The sequence below is a fragment of the Kitasatospora sp. NPDC001159 genome, assembly GCF_053598235.1.
This window is the reverse complement of record NZ_JBSFJV010000001.1, coordinates 241,301-257,879: the sequence shown is the minus strand read 5'-3', so window position 1 is coordinate 257,879 and position 16,579 is coordinate 241,301. Positions and strand designations below refer to the sequence as shown.

The window sequence follows — 16,579 nt, the reverse complement described above, 5'->3', positions numbered from 1 at the left end:
AATCGGCCGCCAATGCTCCCATGCTGTAGGGCGCAGGGAGTCCGACCGCCGACCAGAGGGAGCAGCCCGTGACGTCGTCCCCGCCCGAGGAGAGCGCCGGCGCGGAGCGGATGGACGCCGAGCCCGTCGCGGCCGACACCGCTGTGGCGCGCGCCGCCGCCGCGGAGGCCGAGCGGTCCGCCCGGCCGCTGGAGGTCGCCGTCTTCACCGGCCCCGAGTCGGCCTTCTTCAGCACCTCCACGCTGGTCCTCGGCGAGCAGACCGCGATCCTGGTGGACGCCCAGCTCACCCGCAGCGCCGGGCGGGAACTGGCCGAGTGGGTCGCGGGCAAGGGCCGCCGGCTGCTCGCCGTCGTCATCACCCACCAGCACCCCGACCACTACTTCGGCGCCGAGGAGGTGCTGAAGCTCTTCCCGGACGCGCGGCTGCTGGCCGTACCGGCGGTGGTCGAGGGCATCCGGCGCACCGTCGCCGCCAAGGTCGCGCAGTGGAAGCCGGTGTACGGCGACGACATCCCGAACCACCCGCTGATCCCCGCCCCGCTGCTGCCGCAGCCGCTGATGCTCGACCGCCAGGTGATCCCGGTGCTGCTGCTCGGCCAGGCTGACTGCGGGGAGTCCACGGTCGTCCACGTGCCGAGCATCCGGACCGTGATCGCCGGGGACTTCGTCTACAACGGCACCCACGTGTGGACCGCCGACACCACCCCGGCCCAGCGCACCACCTGGGGGCACAACCTCGGCCGGATCGCGGACCTCGGCGTCGACCGGGTGATCGCCGGCCACCGCGCCCCCGAGCAGGGCGACGACGCGGCCCGGGTGCTCGCCTTCACCGGGAAGTACCTTCAGGACTTCGACCGGGCGCTGGCCGCGCACCCGCACGACCCGGAGGCGCTGGTCACGACGATGAGCGAGCGGTACGGGGAGCTGACCCTGCCGTCCTTCCTGGAGCTGGGCGCGGCGGCGAACACCGCCCGGGCGTCGGCGGAGGACGGGATCATCGACGCGGAGATCGTCGAGGACGACGACCCGGCCGAGTAGGGTCCGGCACGGCCGGGCGGATACTGGCCACATGACGCCGTACGACGTGATCGTTCCGGCGGGTGGTGCCGCCCGCCGCCTCGGCGGGGTCGACAAGCCCGGCCTGACCGTGGGGGAGACCTCCCTGCTCGACCGGGTGCTCGCCGCCTGCGCGGGCGCCCGCACCACCGTCGTGGTCGGCCCCGCCCGGCCGACCGCGCGCGAGGGGGTCCGCTGGACCAGGGAGCAGCCGCCCGGTGGCGGGCCGGTCGCGGCCGTCTCGGCCGGGCTCGACCTGGTCACCGCGGACACCGTGCTACTGCTCGCCGCCGACCTGCCCTTCCTGGACCGGTGGACGGTGGAGCGGCTGGTCGACGCCCTCGACGCGGCCGAGCCGACCGTGGCGGCCACCGTCCTGCTCGACGCCGGCGGACGCGAGCAGCCGCTCGCCGCCGCCTACCGGACCGCCCCGCTGCGCACCGCGCTGGCCGGCCTCGGCGACCCGGACGGACTGCCGCTGCGCCGGCTCGTCGGAGGGCTGTCCCGGCTGCTGGTGGCCGACACCCACAACGTCGCGTACGACTGCGACACCTGGGAGGACCTGGAGCAGGCCCGGGAGCGGGAGAGGTCCTGAACCTTCGCCGCGCGGCGACCGGAAGGGCAGCTCACGGGGTCCTTCGTCGGCCCGTGAGGGAAACGACGCGCCCCGCACACGGGGTGAACACCTACGGGAAACCGCCGATCAGGCAGCATGGGCGCATGGAGCGCACGCTGGAAGACTGGATCGCCGAGGTCAAGGCCGACCTGGGCATCGACCTGGATGTGGACGTCCGGGGCCTGCTCGACATGGCCCGGGTGGTCGCGCACGGGGTGGCCCGCCCGGCCGCGCCGCTGACCGCCTTCCTGATCGGCTACGCGGCCGCCCAGCAGGGCGGCGGGTCGGCGGCCGTGGCCGAGGCGTCCCGGCGGACCACGGCGCTCGCCGAGCGCTGGAGCGCCGCCGACGGGCCGGGCGAGCCGTGAGCGCGGTCGGGCAGACTGCCGTGGCGGCGCCGTCCACCGGCCCGGGCACGCTGAGCTGGCCGCAGGCCCGGGAGGCCGCGCGCCGGGCCGGGCTGCGCCCGCTGCCGGTGGTCGGGCTGCCGCTGGCCGAGACGCTCGGGCACACCCTGGCCGAACCGCTGGGCGCGCTGACCGACCTGCCCGCCTTCGACACCTCCGCGATGGACGGCTGGGCGGTGGCCGGCCCCGGGCCCTGGCGGGTCGCCGGACGGGTGCTGGCCGGCCGGACCGAGGTGGCGCCGCTGGACGACGGCAGCGCCGTCGAGATCGCCACCGGGGCCCAACTGCCGCCCGGCGCAACCGCCGTGCTGCGCCGCGAGCACGGCCGGGCGGACGGCGCACTGCTGCACGACCGCGGCCCGCAGCCGCTGACCACCGGCCAGGACGTCCGCCCGCGCGGCCAGGAGTGCCGCCGGGGCGAGGAGTTGCTGCCGGCCGGGACGGTGGTCGGCCCGGCCGTGCTCGGCCTGGCCGCCGCCTGCGGCCACGACCGGCTGGCCGTCCGCCGTCGGCCGATGGTCCAACTACTGTTGCTCGGAGACGAGTTGCTCGCCTCCGGGATCCCCGGGCCGGGGCTGGTCCGGGACGCGCTCGGTCCGCTGCTGCCGCCCTGGCTGCGGGCGGCCGGTGCGGAGGTGGCCGAAGTCCGGTGCGTCCGGGACGACTTCGGGCTGCTGCGGGACGCGCTGCGGCACTCCACCGCCGATGTCGTGGTCACCACCGGCGGGACGGCCGCCGGGCCGGTGGACTTCCTGCACCGGGCGCTCGCCGAGGTCGGCGCCCGGCTCCTGGTGGACGGCGTCGCCGTACGGCCCGGACATCCCATGCTGCTGGCCGAACTCCCCGGCGGACGCCACCTGGTGGGCCTGCCGGGCAACCCGCTGGCCGCCGTCGCCGGGATGGTCACGCTCGCCCTGCCGCTGCTGCACGCCCGCGGTGGGCGGGCGGTCGCCGCTCCCGCGCTCGCACCGGCGGCCGTCGTCCTGCCCGGGCACCCGGTGGACACCCGGCTGCAGCCGGTGCGGCGCACCGTTGAAGGGGTCGTACCGCTCGCCTTCGACGGGCCCGCGATGCTGCGCGGCCTGGCCCGGGCCGAGGCGCTGGCCGTGGTCCCGCCCGGCGGGGCGGCGGCGGGGCAGACCGTCGAGCTGGTGGAGGCGCCGTGAGCGAGCGCAGCGAGGTGCGCGTGTGAGGGAGCGGAGCGAGCTCCGCCACCGAGAGGTGCGTGTGGGCGCATGAGTCGGTTGCGCCAGGGGCCGAGCCGTGGCGTAGCTCGTCATCAAGTCGGCCGGCCGGGGCGGGGCCTGGCCCCGAACTGCCGTGAGGCGCAGTAGGTTCGGGGCATGCATGCGATGACGATTCCCGTACCCGGCGGTCCCGAGGCACTGGTGTGGGCGGAGGTGCCCGACCCGGTGCCCGGCGAGGGCGAGGTCCTGGTCGAGGTGGCGGCCACCGCCGTCAACCGGGCCGATCTGCTCCAGCGGCAGGGCTTCTACAGCCCGCCGCCCGGCGCCTCGCCCTACCCGGGGCTGGAGTGCGCCGGGCGGATCGTCGCGCTCGGGCCGGGGGTGTCCGGCTGGGCGGTCGGCGACGAGGTGTGCGCGCTGCTGGCCGGCGGCGGGTACGCCCAGCGGGTCGCGGTGCCGAGCGGGCAGCTGCTGCCGCTGCCCAAGGGGCTGAGCGCGGAGCAGGCCGCGGCGCTGCCGGAGGTCGCCTGCACGGTGTGGTCCAACGTGTTCCTCACGGCCCACCTGCGGCCGGGTGAGACGGTGCTGCTGCACGGCGGCGCGAGCGGCATCGGGACGATGGCGATCCAGCTGGCCAAGGCGGTCGGCGCGCGGGTCGCGGTGACGGCGGGCAGCGCGGAGAAGCTGGCCCGGTGCGCCGAGCTGGGCGCGGACATCATGATCAACTACCGCGAGCAGGACTTCGTCGAGGCACTCCGGGAGGCCACCGGCGGGGCCGGGGCGGACGTGATCCTGGACATCATGGGCGCCAAGTACCTGCAGCGGAACGTGGACGCGCTGGCGGTCAACGGGAGGCTGGTGATCATCGGGCTGCAGGGCGGGGTGAAGAGCGAGCTGGACCTCAACGCGCTGCTGCGCAAGCGGGCGGCCGTGATCGCCACCAACCTGCGCGGGCGGCCGCTGGCGGAGAAGGCGGCGATCGTGGCGGCGGTGCGGGAGCACGTGTGGCCGCTGGTGGAGTCCGGGGTGGTGAAGCCGGTGGTGGACCGGGTGCTGCCGCTGACCGAGGCCGGTGCCGGACACCGGGCGCTGGAGGCGGGGGAGCAGGTCGGGAAGGTCGTACTGAAGGCCTGAAGGTTTGAAGGCCCGAGGGGTTGGCGGCGGTCGGCTGCAGGGCTGCACAGGGTGTCCGAAATGCCGCGTTAGTCGGAATGTGTGAGTCTGGTCCGGAGCTGTCCCGCCGCCGATTCCGCCCCCGGGCGCGGTCGGCCGTCGGAAGGACTCCGACCGTGGCCGCATCACTGCACGCACTCCTCGGGCCGCTGCCCGCCGCACCGCACCACCGTCGCACCCGCCGCTCCCAGCGGCTGCTCGCGGCGGCCGTGCTGGGCCTCACGCTCCCGCTGGCCGCCGCGACGACGGCCGTGGCGGGGCCCTCGCCGAACACCCGGGCGAGCATCGAGGCGGAGCCCTCGGCCGCGCTGCCGCAGCATTCGGGGCGCCGAACGCGCCCGGACGACCGCGACTTCCACCGGGCCCACCGCCATCGCCACCGCCACCGCCCGGCGTCGGCGCCGGAACGCCCCGACGCCACCGTGGAACGGGCTCCGGACCAGGCTCCGGACCGGACTCCGGGCCAGGCCACCGACCAGAGCGTCGAGCAGCAGCCCGAGCAGGCCCGGGACCAGAGCGTCGAGGCCGACCAGCCGGACAGCGACGCGGACACCCCGGACGCCCCGGCCCCCGTAGCCCCCGCGGCCCCCAGCGCCCCGGACACCGGCGCGGCGGCCTCCGGCCAAACCGTCGCGGCGGCCTCCGGCCAAACCGTCGCGGCCGCCGCCCCCGCAGTCCTCCCCGCCCGCTGGCAGGACGCCTCCACCCTCCAGCTCCCCCTCGGCGTCGGGCTGGGCCTCATCGGCTGCGGCCTCGCCCTGATCGGCCTCAGCCTCCGGAAGGGCTGAAGCAGGCACCGGTAGTGAGGCACGGAGCACCGGGTGGCCCGTCCGTGCCTCACCGTGCACGTCCCGCGTCGGCCCGCCGAGGGCGGTCCCCTCGGCGTCCGCCGGCGTGGAGGTTCGGTGCGGGTTCTGGGGTGGTGGCGGTCCCGCCCACGGTGGGCGCCCGGGGCGGTAGTTGGATGGGGCGGGGCGGGAACTGAGTATCCGTACGGATTCCCGCGCGGGGCACGGGGGCGTACCGTCGTGACGGGGTGGCGCAGGACGGCGGGACGAACGGGGGCTTCCGCCCGATCAACCCCAGTGAGAGAGAATGTTGTTCATGACGAATCCGATGAACGAGCGCTCGTCGCAGGAGCCCTTTCGGGCCGTCGGCGGGCAGGCGCAGGACGGCCAGAAGGTGCTGATCGTCGGACCGGACGGGCTGCCCGTGGGCCAGGGGTTCGCCGGCTCGGCGGGGGGCGTGGACGACGAGGGCGACACGCCGCGTGAGCTCCCGGTGACCGAGATGGTCGAGCAGCCCGCCAAGGTCATGCGCATCGGCAGCATGATCAAGCAGCTGCTGGAGGAGGTTCGGGCCGCGCCCCTCGACGAGGCCAGCCGGGCCCGGCTGAAGGACATCCACGCCAGCTCGATCAAGGAGTTGGAACTCGGGCTGGCCCCGGAGCTGGTCGCCGAGCTGGAGCGGCTGTCGCTGCCGTTCACCGAGGACAGCATCCCGACCGAGGCCGAGCTGCGGATCGCCCAGGCCCAGCTGGTGGGTTGGCTGGAGGGCCTGTTCCACGGCATCCAGACCGCCCTGTTCGCCCAGCAGATGGCCGCGCGGGCCCAGCTGGAGCAGATGCGTCGCGCGCTGCCGCCCGGTCTGCACGGGGGCGAGGCGGACGAGGAGGAGCCGGGCCAGGGCCGCGGCATCCGCTCCGGCCCCTACCTGTAGGTCGCAGCCCGTAGGCCGTCGCCGGGGCCGGACGTACCACGACGATCCGCCCCGGGCCGCAGCGCCGCGCAACGGCGCTGACGGTCCGGGGCCAGGATCGGCCCTGGGCCGATCACCGTCGGCGGGAGCCGATACCCTGACCCCTGTCGCTGGCCGGTCGAGCCGCCGCGACAGGGGTCCGCCAGGCCAGCGGGCCGGGCCCACCACGCACGGACGAGACCGAACGTCACGGCTGCGGCAGCACGGCCGCGCCGAGGGGGAGCAGAGGACCATGAGCGAGCACGGCAACGCGGCGGTCGAGGGCTTCTCCCTGGGCAACGGCCGCTATGTGCTGCAGCGGCTGCTGGGCGAGGGCGGCATGGCCTCCGTGCACCTCGCGTACGACAGCGTGCTGGACCGGCAGGTCGCGCTGAAGAGCATGCACAGCGAGCTCGGCCGGGACGACTCGTTCAAGGAACGGTTCCGTCGCGAGGCCCAGGCGGTGGCCCGGCTGGAGCACCCCAACATCGTCACGGTGTACGACAGCGGCGAGGACATCGCCCCGGACGGCTCCAGCACGCCGTACATCGTCATGCAGCTGATCGACGGCAAGGGCCTGCGCGAGACGATCAACGAGGCGGTCGCCCAGTACGGCGCGGTGCCCACCGAGCAGGCCCTGAAGGTCACCATCGGCGTGCTGAACGCGCTGGAGGCCTCGCACGACATGGGCCTGGTGCACCGCGACATCAAGCCCGGCAACGTCATGTTCGACCGCAAGGGCAATGTCAAGGTCATGGACTTCGGCATCGCCCGGGCGCTGGAATCCGGCGTCACGTCGATGACGCAGACCGGCATGGTGGTCGGCACCCCGCAGTACCTCTCGCCCGAGCAGGCGCTCGGCAAGCCGGTGGACGCCCGCTCCGACCTCTACTCGGTCGGCGTGATGCTCTTCGAGATGCTCACCGGCCAGCTGGTCTTCGACGGCGACTCGGCCTTCTCGATCGCCTACAAGCACGTCCAGGAGGAGCCGCCGGCTCCCTCCGGCCTCAACCGCTCGATCACCCCGGCCGTGGACGCCTACGTCGCCCAGGCGCTGCGCAAGGACCCGGCGCACCGCTTCCAGAGCGCGGCCGAGATGCGGGACGAGGCGGAGCGGCTGATCGCGGAGCTGAAGGGCGGCGGCAGCGGGCACCAGCTGCAGGCGAGCACCCCGCTGGTGATCGCCGAGGGCCCGCGCTCGGTGCACGCCGCGCCGCAGACCCCGCACCCCTTCCCGCAGCAGCCGCAGTACCAGACCCCGCCGCCGGCCTACCAGACCCCGGCCCCGCAGGCTCCGCACACGCCGCAGCCGCAGTACCTCCAGCAAGGGCAGCCGCAGTACCAGACCCCGCCGCCGGCCTACCAGACCCCGCGTCCGCAGGCTCCGCACACGCCGCAGCCGCAGTACCTCCAGCAAGGGCAGCAGCGGCCGATGCACACCCCGGCGCCGCAGCCGATGCCGATGCCGCCGTACCAGCAGCCGAAGCCCAACGGCGGCGGCTGCTCCACGGCCTTCGTGGTCGTCGCGATCATCGTCGGTGTGCTGGTGCTGGCCGGCATCATCATCGCGATCGTGGTGAACAAGGCGAAGAACGACACCAAGAGCAAGTTCGGCCACGCCGAGCGGCCTGCCGCGGTGCTGGTGCTGGACCAGCCGGCCGACCGGAATGGCCTGCTCTGACGGGTTCCGGCCGGTTCGGGCGGGTCACGGGTGCGCGCCGGAAGCGGTAGCGTTCGGGGATACGTAAGCGACAGGGCACCGCGATTCCGAGCGAACGCCCGGGGCGAGGAGCGATGGCACAGACGCAGCAGCCGGACGACGACGCGGGTGCCCGAGGGGACGGACAGACCGGCGGGACGCCGAGGATCCCCGAGCCGGGCAACGACGCCGCGACCTCCGCGCTGCCGCCGTTCGGCCGGAGCGGGCCGCAGACCCCGGGCCGTGGTACCGCTGCCCCGCTGGGCACGGTCGGCGACGGCCGCTACCGGCTGACCCACCGGCTCGGCCGCGGCGGCATGGCCGAGGTCTTCGCCGCCGAGGACGTGCGGCTGGGCCGCACCGTCGCGGTCAAGCTGCTGCGCGGCGAGCTCGCCCAGGACGACGTCGCCCGGCTGCGGTTCACCCGCGAGGCGCACGCCGTCGCGGCGCTGAACCACCACTCGATCGTCTCGGTCTACGACACCGGCGAGGAGTACGTCGGGGACGAGTCCACGCCGTACATCGTGATGGAGCTGGTCGAGGGCCGGACCGTCCGCGAGCTGCTGGTGGACGAGGAGGCGCCGCCGGTCGACCAGGCGCTGATCATCATCGCCGGGGTGCTGGAGGCGCTCGCCTACAGCCACCGGAACGGGATCGTCCACCGCGACATCAAGCCCGCCAACGTGATCATCACGAACAGCGGCGCGGTCAAGGTGATGGACTTCGGCATCGCCCGGGCGCTGACCGGAGGGGCCACCACGATGACCCAGACCGGCATGGTCATGGGCACCCCGCAGTACCTGTCGCCCGAGCAGGCGCTCGGCAAGGCGGTCGACCACCGTTCCGACCTGTACGCGGCCGGCTGCATGCTCTACGAGCTGCTCACGTTGCGCCCGCCGTTCACCGGCGACACCCCGCTCTCGGTGGTCTACCAGCACGTCCAGGACCTGCCGGTGCCGCCCTCGCAGGCCAACAGCCGGGTGCCGGTCGGGCTGGACCCGCTGGTGCTGCGCTCGCTCGCCAAGAACCCGGACGACCGCTTCCAGGACGCCGACGAGTTCCGCGCCCACGTGCAGCACGCGCTGCGCGAGATGCACGGCGCGGCCGGGGCCGGCTGGGTCGGCGCGGCCGACGGGCTGCCGGGCGACACCGGCGCCACCCAGGTGATCCGGCCGGACCAGACGCTGGCCACCCAGGCCTTCGGCACGGTCGGCGCGGGCGACCAGACCTCCGTGCTGCCGTACTCGGCGGGCGGCCCGCACGCCCCCTCCTCGCCCCATCAGGGGGCTGGCGGCCCGTACGGCGGTGGCGGTGACGGCGGCGACGTCGAGCACGGCGGCGGACGGCGGCGCGGGCCCTGGGGCTGGGTGGTCGGCGGCATCGCCGTGCTGCTCGCGGCCGGCGCCGGGATCGCCTTCGCGCTCAGCGGTGGCAACGACAACACCGGCAAGACGATCACGCCGACCGCGCCCGCCTCGGTGGTCAGCACCACCGAGGCGACCACGCCGACCCAGAGCGGCCAGCCGACCCTGCCGCCGTCCGTCTCCGGCAGCCGGCGGCCGACGCAGCAGACCGACAACGGCGGCTACACCGGGAACGGCGGCAACAACAACGTGTCGCCGTCGCCGAGTTCGGGCAGGCACACGTCGACCCCGACGGCGACCTCGACGCCGACGTCGACCGTGACCCACACCCCGACGGCCACCTCCTCGGCGACCGGCGGGGGGACCGCGGCGCCAACGCCGAGCTCGGGTGGTGGCGGTAGCACGGCCACCTCGAACCCGGTGCCGACCTCGAAGCCGACCGGCGGCGTCACGCCGCCGCCGCCGCCCCAATGACCCTCGGCTGACGGGCTCAGTTGGCGAAGGCGTCCAGGACCTGCTCGTACTCCTGGCACCACCACGCCAACTGGCCCGCCGAGGCGGGGTAGAGCGGGTCGGCCCGGTGGTCGGCCCGCTGGTAGCGCCACTGCAGTATCCAGAAGTCGTTCAGCCGCTCCCACCAGACCCGGTGGACGGCTGCGGCCAGGTGCCCGGCGGTGGCGGCCCCGGAGGCCCGGTAGGCCTGTGAGTAGCAGCGGACCCGGACCAGGTCGAGGGTGCCGGTGTCCCGGTCGTTGAACAGCAGGGTGGCGGCGCGGACGGCCTCCTCCGCGCGTGGCTGCGGGCCGAGCTTGTCCCAGTCCAGGACGGCCGTGACGTGCCCGTCGGCGTACAGCAGGTTGAGGCCGTGGAAGTCGCCGTGGGTCCAGCCGGTGGGAGGGGCGGTGCGCGGGTCGGGGCGGCGGTGGGCGTGTTCGGCGAGCAGTTCCAGCCGTTCGTCGAGCCGTTCTTCGACCAGTGCGTCCAGTTCGCCGTACGGGCGGTGCTCGCGGGCGCGGCGTTGCAGGTCGCGGGCGAGTTCCGCGCTGTCGAGGGGGTCGGCGCTGCGGTACCCGGCGGGTTGGTCGAGGGGAGCGCAGGCGTCGTCGAGCGCGCCGTGCAGTCGGCCGAGCAGCGCGCCGAGCGCGTCGCACTGCGACGGGGGGAGCTCCGTGCCGTGCTGGTGTCGGCCATCGACCCAGGGGAAGAGCGCGAACAGCCGGCCGTCCAGGCCAGCCACCGTGCCGACGCGTTCGGAGCAGGTCAGCGGGGGTGCGACGGGCAGTCCGAGGGCGTGCAGGTCGGTCATCGCGCGGTGGTGGGCGAGGATCTTCGGGCGGTTGGCGGTGGCGGCGTCGACGTAGCACTTCAGGAAGTAGGAACCAGCCTCGGTGGTGACCCGGTAGCCCCGGTTCAGCAGGCCTTCGGCGACCGGTTCGGCGGTCAGCAGCCGCCCCACCCGGTAGCGGGCCAGGACCTCGGCGAGTGCGCTGCGCGGGACGGGTGGACTGAGGGTCCCTATCGGCGGGGCGGTGAGGTCGGGGCGGGCCGGGGCGCAGGCGAGGGTCTGGCTGAAAGTCACGTGCAGAGGTTATGGCCCCCCGGTAGGTGCCCTTGACAAACCGTCAGGTATGTGCAGCGGTCGGATCAGTACTGGTGGTCGGCCTGGTGCCGCGCCACGAAGGCCGCCGCCTGGGTGCGCCGCTCCATGCCCATCTTGGCGAGCAGACTGGAGACGTAGTTCTTCACCGTCTTCTCGGCCAGGTGCAACTCGTTGCCGATCTGACGATTGGTCATCCCCTCGCCGATCAGATCGAGGATCCGCCGCTCCTGCTTGGTGAGTTGCGTCAGCCGCTCGTCCTCCTTCCCGCCGCCGTCGCGCAGCCGCGCGAGCACCCGGCTGGTGGCGACCGGGTCGAGCAGCGAGCGGCCGGCCGCGACGTTCCGGACGGCGGTGATCAGGTCGGTGCCGCGGATCGCCTTCAGGACGTAACCGGAGGCACCCGCCATGATCGAGTCGAACAGCGCCTCGTCGTCCGAGAAGGAGGTCAGCATCAGGCACTCGATCTCCGGCAGCCGGGACCGGATCTCGCGGCAGACCTCGACCCCGTTGCCGTCCGGCAGCCGCACGTCGAGCACCGCGACGTCGGGGTGGAGCGCCGGGATCCGGGTGAGCGCCTCGGCGGCCGTGCCGCCCTCGCCGACCACCTCGATGTCGTCCTCGACCGAGAGCAGATCGTGCACGCCCCGTCGGACGACCTCGTGATCGTCGAGCAGGAACACTCTGATTTGTCCGTTATCAATCACGCCCAAAACCTCCCATATCACCCTACATAGGGACTATCGTTCTCATCGGCGTAATGACGTGATCCGGCCACAGTCGCCGAAACCGATACCGAGAACCCCCTTACGTACGGGCGTCCGCCCGGATAACGTGCGCTGGTGTCCTGAAGGCGCTCGAATTGAGAGCTGCGTCACGCCGACCGTCACCCCCACCCTTTCGACGGCGAGCCGGGCGCGGCACCCTCGGGGTTGTAGGCCCTGAACAAGTAGGACGTCCTAGCGCAAGCGCGCCAAGGGCGGACGCTGGGTAACGTTCTCGTGAGGGACGCCGTCGGAACAGGATCACCACCTGCCACGCAGTAGGTGCGCACACCCACGCGCGCCCCGCGAGGCGGTGACCGGACCGGTCACCGGCGACCCCGGGCGGCCGGACAGACCGAGGAGTGAACGTGACCGTCAAAAGCACGGCCAAAAGTACGGCGAGGGCTCGCAAGAAGGCGGCCCCCGACGTCCCTGGCACCCTCCGCGCCACGGGTACGGACGCCCAGCCGGAGCTCGTGCAGCTGCTCACCCCGGAAGGCGAGCGGGTCGAGCACCCGGACTACCCCCTCACCACCACTCCGGAGGAGCTGCGCTCCCTCTACCGCGACCTGGTGCTGGTGCGCCGGTTCGACGGCGAGGCGACCGCCCTCCAGCGCCAGGGCGAGCTGGGCCTGTGGGCCTCGCTGCTCGGTCAGGAAGCCGCCCAGGTCGGCTCCGGCCGCGCCATGCGCACCGGCGACTACGCCTTCCCCACCTACCGCGAGCACGGTGTGGCCTGGTGCCGCGACGTCGACCCGCTGAACCTGCTCGGGATGTTCCGCGGCGTGAACCACGGCGGCTGGGACCCGAACGAGAAGAACTTCCACCTGTACACCATCGTGATCGGCGCGCAGGCCCTGCACGCCACCGGTTACGCGATGGGCATCACCAAGGACGGCGCCGACGACGCGGTGATCGCGTACTTCGGCGACGGCGCCTCCAGCCAGGGCGACGTCAACGAGGCCTTCACCTTCGCCTCGGTCTACAACGCGCCGGTGGTGTTCTTCTGCCAGAACAACCAGTGGGCGATCTCCGAGCCCACCACCACCCAGACCAAGATCCCGCTCTACCGCCGCGCCTCCGGCTTCGGCTTCCCGGGCGTGCGGGTGGACGGCAACGACGTGCTGGCCTGCCTCGCGGTCACCCGCTGGGCGCTCGACTACGCCCGCAGCGGCAACGGCCCGGTGCTGATCGAGGCCTTCACCTACCGGATGGGCGCGCACACCACCTCCGACGACCCCACCCGCTACCGGCTCGCCGAGGAGACCGAGGCCTGGAAGGCGAAGGACCCGATCCTGCGGCTGCGCACCCTCCTGGAGAAGGAGGGCCTCGCGGACGAGGAGTTCTTCGCCGCCGTCGACGCCGAGAGCGAGCAGCTGGGCCTGCGGGTGCGCGAGGGCGTGCGCAACATGCCGGACCCGGACCCGACGCTGATCTTCGACCACGTGTACAGCGAGCCGCACGCGCTGGTCGATGAGGAACGGGCCGAATACATCGAGTACGCGGCCTCCTTCGAGGCGGGGGAGAACCACTGATGGCCGGTCAGCTGAGCATCGCCAAGGCGCTCAACGACGCGCTGCGCAAGTCGCTGGAGAACGACCCGAAGACCGTCCTGATGGGCGAGGACATCGGCAAGCTCGGCGGCGTCTTCCGGATCACCGACGGCCTGCAGAAGGACTTCGGCGAGAGCCGGGTGATCGACACCCCGCTGGCCGAGTCCGGCATCATGGGCACCGCGATCGGCCTCGCGCTGCGCGGCTACCGCCCGGTCGTGGAGATCCAGTTCGACGGATTCGTCTACCCGGCCTTCGACCAGATCGTCTCCCAGCTGGCCAAGATGCACGCCCGTGCGCTGGGCCACGTCAAGCTGCCGGTCACCGTCCGCATCCCCTACGCGGGTGGTATCGGCGCGGTCGAGCACCACAGCGAGTCGCACGAGGCGTACTTCGCGCACACCGCCGGTCTGCGGGTGGTCACCCCGGCCAGCGCGCACGACGCGCACTGGATGCTGCGGCAGGCCATCGAGTCGGACGATCCGGTCATCTTCCTGGAGCCCAAGCGGCGTTACTGGGACAAGGGCGAGGTCGGCGCCGCCGCCGACCTGGGGCTGCACGACGCCCGGATCGTCCGCCCCGGCACCGACGCGACGCTGATCGCGTACGGCCCGATGGTCAAGGTCTGCCTGGAGGCCGCCGCGGCCGCCGAGGAGGACGGCCGCCGGCTGGAGGTCGTCGACCTGCGCTCGCTCTCCCCGGTGGACTTCACCACGCTGGAGGAGTCGGTCAAGCGCACCGGACGGGCCGTCGTGGTGCACGAGGCACCGGTCTTCCTGGGCATGGGCGCCGAGCTGGCCGCCCGGCTCACGGAGCGGTGCTTCTACCACCTGGAGGCACCGGTCCTGCGGGTCGGCGGCTACTACGCGCCGTACCCGCCGTCCCGGGTCGAGGAGGCCTACCTGCCCGACCTGGACCGCGTGCTCGACGCCGTCGACCGCGCGCTCGCGTACTGATACCGGGGAGCGAAGATGACCACCGAAGTTCGCTCGCTCCGCGAGTTCAAGATGCCCGACGTGGGCGAGGGCCTCACCGAGGCCGAGATCCTCAGCTGGTACGTCAAGCCCGGTGACACCGTCACCGACGGGCAGGTCGTCTGCGAGGTCGAGACCGCCAAGGCGGCAGTGGAGCTGCCGATCCCGTTCAACGGGGTCGTCGAGCAGCTCTTCTTCCCCGAGGGTGCGACGGTCGACGTCGGCACCGTGATCATCTCGGTCGCGGTGGCCGGCGAGGCGGGGGCCGCTCCGGCCGCCGCGCCAGCGCCCGCCGCCGCTGCGGAGGCACCGACCGCCGAGGCCGAGCCCGAGCGCCGCGAGGTGCTGGTCGGGTACGGCCCGCGCACCGGCGTCACCCAGCGCCGGGCCCGGCGGACGACCACCACCAAGACGGTCGCCGCGCCGAAGCCGACTCCGGCCGCGCCCGCGGCCCCGGTCGCCCCGGCTCCGGCCGCGCCCGCCCCGGTGGCCGAAGTGCCGGTCGGTGAGCGGCCGTTGGCCAAGCCGCCGGTGCGCAAGCTGGCCAAGGACCTCGGCGTCGACCTGCGGGCCGTCACCCCGACCGGCCCGGACGGCGTGATCACCCGCGAGGACGTGCACGCCCGCGCCGCGGCCCTGGCGGCTCCGGCCGTCGAGACGGTCGAGGCCGCCGCGGTCGAGACGGCCGCCGTCGTCGAGGCGCCGGTGCTGGTCCCCGGCGCGGGCGACGTCCGGGTGCCGATCAAGGGTGTCCGCAAGGCGACCGCGCAGGCGATGGTGGCCTCGGCCTTCACCGCCCCGCACGTCACCGAGTTCGTCCAGGTCGACGTGACCCGCACGATGAAGTTCGTCCGCCGGCTCAAGGAGAGCGGCGAACTGGGCCGGGACGTCCGGGTCAGCCCGCTGCTGCTGGTCGCCAAGGCGCTGCTCACCGCGATCAAGCGCCACCCGGAGATCAACGCCCAGTGGGACGAGGCGGCCCAGGAGATCGTGATCAAGGGCCAGGTGAACCTCGGCATCGCCGCGGCCACCCCGCGCGGCCTGATCGTCCCGAACATCAAGGACGCCGGGTCCCGGACCCTCTCCGGCCTGGCCGTCGCGCTCGGCGAGCTGGTGGAGACGGCCCGCCAGGGCAAGACCTCGCCGGCCGACATGCAGGGCGGCACGGTCACCATCACCAACGTCGGCGTCTTCGGCGTCGACACCGGCACCCCGATCCTCAACCGGGGCGAGGCGGCCATCCTCGCCTTCGGCGCGGTCCGGGAGCTCCCGTGGGTGCACAAGGGCAAGGTCGTCCCGCGTCAGGTCACCACGCTCGCGCTCTCCTTCGACCACCGGCTGGTGGACGGCGAGTTGGGCTCCAAGGTGCTGGCCGACGTGGCCGCGCTGCTGGAGCACCCGAAGCGCCTGATCACCTGGGGCTGACGGTTCGCCGGAAGTGAAGAAGGGGCCCTCCCTCCGTACCGCCGTACGGAGGGAGGGCCCCTTCGTTGTGCCCGCCCGTCGACTACCCCTGGGGACGGAGGCGGCGGACGGCGATCAGGACGCCGGCGCCGAGCGCGAGCAGCGCGGCGGCGGAGACGGCGAGGAAGGTGTTGTTCTCGGAGGCGCCGGTGTGGGCCAGCTCGGGGGTGCCCTCGGGGGCGGTGGTGGCCGGGGTGGCGGGCGCGGCCTCGGTCTTGTCGGCGGCGGGCGCGGCCTCGGTCTTGTCGGCGGCGGGCTTGGCCGGCTTGGCGGGTGCGGGCTTGGCGGCGGAGGTCGGCTTCGCCTCGGCAGTCTTCGGGTGGACGACCTTGACGCTCCTGGTCGCCGACTTGCCGGTGCCACTGACCTCGGCCCAGGCCGAGGTGGTGATCGAGAGCGAGGTGAGGTCCTTCGGGGCCCCGGCCGCCAGGCTGACCCGGAACATCATCCGGCTCGCGCGGCCGTCCTTCAGCGGCTGGAGCAGCGAGGAGGTGTCGACCCGGACGGCCTCGCCGCCGCAACCGTCGTCGGTGCCGAGCTTCACCCAGGCGCCGTTGTGCATGGCCTCGACCGTCACGTCCTTGAGGTGGAGGTTCGCGCCGCTGCCGTCCCGCAGGGTGAGGCTCGGCGCGGCGTCCTCGTAGTCGGCTCCGGTGAAGTTGGCGAACTCCACGCCGATCTCGGCGCTGCCGCCGACCTGGAGCGAGGCCGCCGTGTCGGGGTCGATGAAGCCGCTGACGGGGGTCCCGTTGTGGTGGCGGGCCTGGGCCTCCTTGGAGATGGTCGGGTTGTTCGCCTGGTACGGGCCGGAGCAGGCCCAGGCGGTGTCGGTGGCGAGGATCTGGACGCCGCCGGCGAGGACGACGGTGGCGGCGAGGGCGGCGAGGCGGCGGCCGGAGAAGGTACGGTCGTTCTTCGCAAAACGGGTGATAGCGGACGTGCGCATGACGTGACTCCCCAGGGTCATGTGTCTGACGGTGTGGTGG

14 protein-coding genes and 1 pseudogene are annotated in these 16,579 nt (G+C 73.6%); 12 read left to right on the top strand and 3 right to left on the bottom strand.

Annotated features, from left to right (window positions below; all coding sequences use genetic code 11):
- The first annotated feature begins 68 nt into the window (after positions 1 to 68).
- The 9 genes and pseudogenes from ACWC9T_RS01280 (at position 69) to ACWC9T_RS01240 (ending at position 9,715) form a co-directional block, all read left to right on the top strand.
- A complete protein-coding gene (locus tag ACWC9T_RS01280) occupies positions 69 to 1,040 on the top strand; it encodes an MBL fold metallo-hydrolase (protein WP_449818998.1) in 972 nt (323 codons plus the stop codon).
- A 31-nt stretch (positions 1,041 to 1,071) separates the two neighbouring features.
- Positions 1,072 to 1,653, top strand: coding sequence for a molybdenum cofactor guanylyltransferase (gene mobA, locus ACWC9T_RS01275; RefSeq protein ID WP_449818997.1), 582 nt, complete (start codon positions 1,072 to 1,074; stop codon positions 1,651 to 1,653).
- Between the two features lie 107 nt (positions 1,654 to 1,760).
- A pseudogene (locus tag ACWC9T_RS01270) lies at positions 1,761 to 2,042 on the top strand (DUF6457 domain-containing protein); the annotation flags it as partial.
- Between the two features lie 20 nt (positions 2,043 to 2,062).
- The gene (locus ACWC9T_RS01265; protein ID WP_449818996.1) at positions 2,063 to 3,247 is read left to right on the top strand and encodes a molybdopterin molybdotransferase MoeA; all 1,185 of its coding nucleotides are present in this window, start codon (positions 2,063 to 2,065) and stop codon (positions 3,245 to 3,247) included.
- Between the two features lie 177 nt (positions 3,248 to 3,424).
- Complete coding sequence (locus ACWC9T_RS01260) at positions 3,425 to 4,402, top strand: NAD(P)H-quinone oxidoreductase (protein ID WP_449818994.1); 978 nt, start codon at positions 3,425 to 3,427, stop codon at positions 4,400 to 4,402.
- A 155-nt stretch (positions 4,403 to 4,557) separates the two neighbouring features.
- Complete coding sequence (locus ACWC9T_RS01255; RefSeq protein WP_449818993.1) at positions 4,558 to 5,229, top strand: hypothetical protein; 672 nt, start codon at positions 4,558 to 4,560, stop codon at positions 5,227 to 5,229.
- Positions 5,230 to 5,545: 316 nt separating this feature from the next.
- Complete coding sequence (locus ACWC9T_RS01250; protein WP_449818992.1) at positions 5,546 to 6,160, top strand: bacterial proteasome activator family protein; 615 nt, start codon at positions 5,546 to 5,548, stop codon at positions 6,158 to 6,160.
- A 271-nt stretch (positions 6,161 to 6,431) separates the two neighbouring features.
- On the top strand, positions 6,432 to 7,859 hold the full coding sequence (locus tag ACWC9T_RS01245; RefSeq protein ID WP_449818991.1) for a protein kinase domain-containing protein: 1,428 nt from the start codon (positions 6,432 to 6,434) through the stop codon (positions 7,857 to 7,859).
- A gap of 113 nt (positions 7,860 to 7,972) precedes the next feature.
- Positions 7,973 to 9,715 (top strand): protein kinase domain-containing protein, encoded by a 1,743-nt coding sequence (locus ACWC9T_RS01240; RefSeq protein WP_449818990.1) that lies wholly within the window; start codon positions 7,973 to 7,975, stop codon positions 9,713 to 9,715.
- Between the two features lie 16 nt (positions 9,716 to 9,731).
- Here ACWC9T_RS01240 and ACWC9T_RS01235 read toward each other — a convergent pair whose 3' ends face one another.
- Complete coding sequence (locus tag ACWC9T_RS01235; protein WP_449818989.1) at positions 9,732 to 10,820, bottom strand: phosphotransferase; 1,089 nt, start codon at positions 10,818 to 10,820, stop codon at positions 9,732 to 9,734.
- A gap of 65 nt (positions 10,821 to 10,885) precedes the next feature.
- Entirely contained in the window at positions 10,886 to 11,545 is a 660-nt protein-coding gene (locus tag ACWC9T_RS01230) for a response regulator (protein WP_449818988.1), read from the bottom strand.
- A 425-nt stretch (positions 11,546 to 11,970) separates the two neighbouring features.
- Between ACWC9T_RS01230 and pdhA the strand changes: the two genes are divergently transcribed.
- The 3 genes from pdhA to ACWC9T_RS01215 are packed head-to-tail and all read left to right on the top strand — an operon-like array spanning position 11,971 to position 15,554.
- Complete coding sequence (pdhA, locus tag ACWC9T_RS01225; protein WP_449818987.1) at positions 11,971 to 13,137, top strand: pyruvate dehydrogenase (acetyl-transferring) E1 component subunit alpha; 1,167 nt, start codon at positions 11,971 to 11,973, stop codon at positions 13,135 to 13,137.
- Positions 13,137 to 14,111, top strand: a complete 975-nt coding sequence (locus ACWC9T_RS01220; protein WP_449818986.1) for an alpha-ketoacid dehydrogenase subunit beta — start codon at positions 13,137 to 13,139, stop codon at positions 14,109 to 14,111. Before pdhA ends, ACWC9T_RS01220 begins: the two co-directional genes overlap by 1 nt.
- A 15-nt stretch (positions 14,112 to 14,126) precedes the next feature.
- On the top strand, positions 14,127 to 15,554 hold the full coding sequence (locus tag ACWC9T_RS01215) for a dihydrolipoamide acetyltransferase family protein (RefSeq protein WP_449818985.1): 1,428 nt from the start codon (positions 14,127 to 14,129) through the stop codon (positions 15,552 to 15,554).
- Between the two features lie 82 nt (positions 15,555 to 15,636).
- Here the strand turns inward: ACWC9T_RS01215 and ACWC9T_RS01210 are convergent, their stop codons facing one another.
- Entirely contained in the window at positions 15,637 to 16,539 is a 903-nt protein-coding gene (locus ACWC9T_RS01210) for an LPXTG cell wall anchor domain-containing protein (protein WP_449818984.1), read from the bottom strand.
- Positions 16,540 to 16,579: the final 40 nt, after the last annotated feature.

Excerpts from the sequence above, each read along its gene's own strand:
- ACWC9T_RS01215 (WP_449818985.1), top strand. The coding sequence starts at position 14,127 with ATGACCACCGAAGTTCGCTCGCTCCGCGAGTTCAAGATGCCCGACGTG.
- ACWC9T_RS01220 (WP_449818986.1), top strand. The coding sequence starts at position 13,137 with ATGGCCGGTCAGCTGAGCATCGCCAAGGCGCTCAACGACGCGCTGCGC.
- mobA (WP_449818997.1), top strand. The coding sequence starts at position 1,072 with ATGACGCCGTACGACGTGATCGTTCCGGCGGGTGGTGCCGCCCGCCGC.
- ACWC9T_RS01210 (WP_449818984.1), bottom strand. The coding sequence starts at position 16,539 with ATGCGCACGTCCGCTATCACCCGTTTTGCGAAGAACGACCGTACCTTC.
- ACWC9T_RS01260 (WP_449818994.1), top strand. The coding sequence starts at position 3,425 with ATGCATGCGATGACGATTCCCGTACCCGGCGGTCCCGAGGCACTGGTG.
- ACWC9T_RS01245 (WP_449818991.1), top strand. The coding sequence starts at position 6,432 with ATGAGCGAGCACGGCAACGCGGCGGTCGAGGGCTTCTCCCTGGGCAAC.
- ACWC9T_RS01250 (WP_449818992.1), top strand. The coding sequence starts at position 5,546 with ATGACGAATCCGATGAACGAGCGCTCGTCGCAGGAGCCCTTTCGGGCC.
- ACWC9T_RS01240 (WP_449818990.1), top strand. The coding sequence starts at position 7,973 with ATGGCACAGACGCAGCAGCCGGACGACGACGCGGGTGCCCGAGGGGAC.